Source organism: Mycobacterium sp. TH-M82 (assembly GCF_057473605.1).
Genome location: NZ_JBYCKY010000815.1, coordinates 1 through 4,244, shown reverse-complemented (window position 1 = coordinate 4,244; position 4,244 = coordinate 1). Strand labels below are relative to the sequence as shown.

General features: G+C 67.7%; 6 protein-coding genes. All 6 read right to left on the bottom strand.

Annotated features, from left to right (window positions below; all coding sequences use genetic code 11):
- Nucleotides 1-264: 264 nt before the first annotated feature.
- Complete coding sequence (gene gcvH, locus AC2VON_RS23875; RefSeq protein WP_486955070.1) at nucleotides 265-678, bottom strand: glycine cleavage system protein GcvH; 414 nt, start codon at nucleotides 676-678, stop codon at nucleotides 265-267.
- A 24-nt stretch (nucleotides 679-702) separates the two neighbouring features.
- On the bottom strand, nucleotides 703-1,584 hold the full coding sequence (locus AC2VON_RS23870) for a DUF881 domain-containing protein (protein ID WP_486955069.1): 882 nt from the start codon (nucleotides 1,582-1,584) through the stop codon (nucleotides 703-705).
- Between the two features lie 5 nt (nucleotides 1,585-1,589).
- The gene (locus tag AC2VON_RS23865; RefSeq protein WP_486955068.1) at nucleotides 1,590-1,922 is read right to left on the bottom strand and encodes a small basic family protein; all 333 of its coding nucleotides are present in this window, start codon (nucleotides 1,920-1,922) and stop codon (nucleotides 1,590-1,592) included.
- A 21-nt stretch (nucleotides 1,923-1,943) separates the two neighbouring features.
- Nucleotides 1,944-2,894, bottom strand: a complete 951-nt coding sequence (locus tag AC2VON_RS23860) for a DUF881 domain-containing protein (RefSeq protein ID WP_486955067.1) — start codon at nucleotides 2,892-2,894, stop codon at nucleotides 1,944-1,946.
- Nucleotides 2,887-3,495 carry a CDP-alcohol phosphatidyltransferase family protein gene (locus AC2VON_RS23855; RefSeq protein WP_486955071.1) on the bottom strand — a complete coding sequence of 203 codons (609 nt, stop codon included), beginning with the start codon at nucleotides 3,493-3,495 and terminating at the stop codon, nucleotides 2,887-2,889. Before AC2VON_RS23855 ends, AC2VON_RS23860 begins: the two co-directional genes overlap by 8 nt.
- 11 nt (nucleotides 3,496-3,506) lie before the next feature.
- Nucleotides 3,507-4,244: preprotein translocase subunit SecA (locus AC2VON_RS23850; RefSeq protein WP_486955066.1), on the bottom strand; the 738-nt coding region annotated here is incomplete at its 5' end.

The window sequence follows — 4,244 nt, the reverse complement described above, 5'->3', positions numbered from 1 at the left end:
CCACGGAAGCATCGTCAGTGGTTTGGTCGTTGTCCTTCTCCGGCACCCGCTGCTCCTCACTGGCCGCTGTGGCGTTATCTGATCTGTCTGATCTGGTTGTACCCGCTGGGCGCACGTGGCGCCGGCGTTACCGTCGATGAGTCGACCGTACCGTGCAGCGGCCCGCAATGCGCGCCGCACCGCACGATCGGATGTTCGACCGTCCAGCGCCGAACCGGCACCCCGGCGATTCGCGTTCCGGCTCATTCCGGCCTCATTCCGGGCTCATTCTGGCAGAGTGCCCCGGTAGGCGTCGGCGTTCAGCAGCGCCGCGAGGTCGCGCTCCAGGGCCTCGATGTGTGCCTCCTCGACCTGCAGATCCAGCAGCCAGCCGGCGCCGTACGGGTCGGAGTTCACCAGTTGCGGGCTGGCCTGCAGGTCGCCGTTGACGGCGACCACTTTCGCCGAGACCGGCGCGTAGAGATCCGACACCGATTTCGTCGACTCCACCTCGCCGAAGGATTCTCCCGCGCTCGCCTGCGCACCCACGTCGGGCAGCTGGACGAACACCACGTCCCCGAGCGCCGACTGCGCGAAATCGGTGATTCCCACCCGAACGCTGTTCGGGCTGGTGCGACGGACCCATTCATGTTCGGCGGTGTAGTGCAGGTCGGCTGGGACATCACTGGCAGGGCTCACGGTGGTCCTTTTCTTCGCTGGCGATCAGTTGACGGGCTGAGCGTATTGGTGTGGTTTCGGTTGCCGCAAGACGGTCACGTCCACCCGATCGCTCTGCTGCACCGTCATGGTGCCGCCGAGTCGTTTGACACTGTCGACCGCGCCGCCCGGAATGTTCATCGCCGCCGCCAGGGTGGGTGGATCGGCGATCGCCACCACCGTGTACGGCGGCGTGAGAACCTTCCCGTCGAATTCCAGAGCCCCGGCTGCGCCGGCCACCCAAGTATCCACCCCGACCCGCACCCCCTGCTGCGTGTCGCGGATCTCCATCGCCTCGGCGCCGGCCGCGCGCAGCTCGTTGATCACATCCAGCATCGCCTCCGGCACCACCGCGTGCCCGGGGTCTTCGATGGTCACCGTGACACCGGGTCCGAACGCGCCGACGGTGCCGGTCATGATGGCCAGAGCGGCCAGCCTCGCCTGCGCGTTCTCGATGGCCGCATGGTCGCTGCTGCCCGACTCCTGCAGCACCCTCAGCGTCTGCTGTAGTTCGGCGACCTCGGTGTTCAGCCTGGCCTCGCGCTGACGCAGTGAATCCAGCAGCACCAGCAGGTCGGCGGGGCGCGCCGTGTCCAGCGCATCGCCGGACTCATTCTGGCGCACCTGGGTAACGATGGCCGCACCCAGCAGCAGGCAGAGCAGGATAGCCAGTGCACCGAACAGTCGCCGAGAGCGACCCGCCCGCAGGCCGGCGTCCGGCGTCTCGGCGCCGGCCTGATCATGATCGGGCGGCAACTCGTGCCGGCCGTGCGGCACCGCGGCTGTATCGGCTGAATCGGCTGAATCGGTGTTCTCCCGCCGGACGGCGTCGGTACTGATGCGCCGCTTCTTCGCGCTTCGCTGTGCATCGTCGTCGGCGCACCCCATGTCGGTCAGGCTCCGAACAATCGGCGCCGCAGGGCGGCGGCGTTTCCGAAGATGCGGATTCCCAGCACCACGATGATCGCGGTGGAAAGCTGCGTCCCGACGCCAAGCTGGTCGCCGACGTAGACGATCAACGCCGCGACCAGGACGTTGAACACGAACGACACCACGAACACCTTCGGGTCGAAGATCCGCTCCAGATAGGCGCGCAGCCCGCCGAATACCGAGTCCAGCGCGGCCACCACCGCGATGGGCAGATAGGGCTGGACCGCTTCCGGCACGCTGGGGTGGAAGATCACGCCCAGCACGATGCCGACGACCAAGGCAGCGACGCCGATCATCTGCCGGCGGCTTCTGTCATGTCACTGGGCTCCGATCTGTTCGGCGAACTTGACATCCCGGACTGCGCCTGCCGGCAGCGCCAAGCCGTCACCGGCGCTGACGCTGACGCCGACTCCGTAGGACACCTCCAGCAGACGTAGTCGGTACAGCCCTGGGCTGCGGTCGAAGGAGTCCTGCAGTTCGTGCGGCGGGCCGATCGCCAGGATCGTATAGGGGCTGCTGACCGGAGTATTGTCGACCAGGATCGCGCCGCCGGCCTGGCGAATGGTCACGTTGGGCCCGATCCGCACACCGTCGACTGAAATAGCCGCGGCGTCGCTGGCCCACAGTGAATTGACGACGAGCTGCAGGTCGCGATCCAGAATGATCTGCTGACTGCCCGACACCCGCTGCTTGGACACATCGGAGAGGTTTCGCCCGATCCCGGGGTCAGTCACCGTGACGGTCAGCCCCGGGCCGATCACGCCAGTGCTGGCGGCCGCCAGACTGAGCGCATCGAGCCCGGCCAGCAACCGCCGACCCTCGGTGTCGTCGTTGAGCCGGCGCCGCTGCAGGTCGTCGACCTGCGTTACCAGCGAGTCACGATGGTTGACCAGCCGGTCGGTGGCGGTCTCGACCGACCGCAGGCTGCCCGCCAGTACCTGCTGGGCGGCGCGCACCCCGGGTGCCAACGAACGGGCCTGCCCGACGGCGACGGTGAACATCCCGGCGACCAGCAACGCGGCCACGGCTCGCCACGCCCACGCCGCAACCCGGACTGGGCCGCTCGGGGGTCCACCGCCTACACCGGAGCGCTCGCGTTCAGCGGCGGCCGCGGCGTAACCCGGGTCCAGGTGCTCGGTCAGCAGCGAGCGCAGCAACGAGGGAACCGGGATGAACCGCGGCCGTCCGGCCAGGTGGTCGCGACGACCGGCGCCCGGCTCGTAGCCGCCCAGCGCGTAGCCCGGGAAGGGCCGGTCCGGCTCACCCACGATGGCCCCCGCCGTCGCTGCAAAACTTGGGAATCCGCCGCACGACCATGATCAGCTGCACCACGTACAACACGAACGCCCACAGATAAATCGCCACGCCCCAGATCAGAAACGCCCACCCGCAGGCCAGTGCCACACGGCTCCACATTGCGGGCCACTGCCCCAGCAGGATCAACGGGAAGCCCGACATCAGCGCGAACGTAGCAGCTTTGCCGACGTAGGTCACCGGCAGCGCGGTCAGTCCCCGGCTGCGCAGCACCGGCAGCGCGGCGACCAACAGCGCGTCACGAGCCAGCAGCACGGCGATGACCCACCACGGCACCAGGCCGCGCAGCCCGAATGCGATCGGGACAGCCACCATGTAGAGCCGGTCGATCGCGGGATCCAGCAGGGCACCCAGCTTCGATGACTGCCCCATCAGCCGAGCGATCTTGCCGTCGGCCCAATCGGAGGCGCCGCTGAGCAGCAGCACGATCACCGCCCAGCCTTCGGCCCGGCTCACCAGGAGTAGATAGACGAACACGCCGATCAGTATCAGGCGGATCACGCTGAGCACGTTGGGCACCGTCAGCACCCGGTCGTGGCTGACCCCGGGACCCATCATGGCCGGCGCTAGCGAAAGATCCCCGGCAGGCTCAGCGCGTCCATCGTGTCGTCGGTCAGCGGATTGTCGCGGACCATGTAGGTCCACGTCGACGTCGGCCGCGCCAGCTTGGACAGGTCGATACCGGGTTCGGCTTCGATGGTGTCAGAGGTTTCAAAGGTCTGCTGCGCCGCCTCGATCGCATCGGCCGCCAGCGACGCGAAGGCATCCAGCGCCATCCGGTGGAACTCGTCGAGCGGATTCAGCCGACCCAGCGCGCGCAGGTGGATACTCTCCCGGATATCGGCCAAAAACGCCAGGTGATCGGCCCAGCCGCGGTCGAGGTGGTACAGCATGATCAGCCGACAGATCTTCTCCAGCTTCGCTTCCCCATCCGACCCATCCGAGCCCAGTTGATCGACTAGGGCCCGGTAGCGCTCCGGTGCCAGCTCGGCGAGTTCATCGCGCGCGGCTGCGGTGGACAGCAGCGTGTTGCGCCGTTCGACGATGATGGCGCGCTGCTGGGCGATCAACTGGTTGTAGCGCCAGGTGTTGGCGTGGATGTCGAGCAGCTTACCCTCGGCGACACGTTGGGCGTGGTCGAGCAGTCCGGCCGCCTTTCCGCTGATGATCCGGCCCTCGCCGTCGATGTCCATCGGGAGTTTGCTTGCTTCGAGGTTGGTGGCGATGACCTCGTCCTCCCAGCTGGAGAAGAACACCGACGACCCCGGGTCGCCCTGGCGACCGGCGCGGCCGCGCAGCTGGTT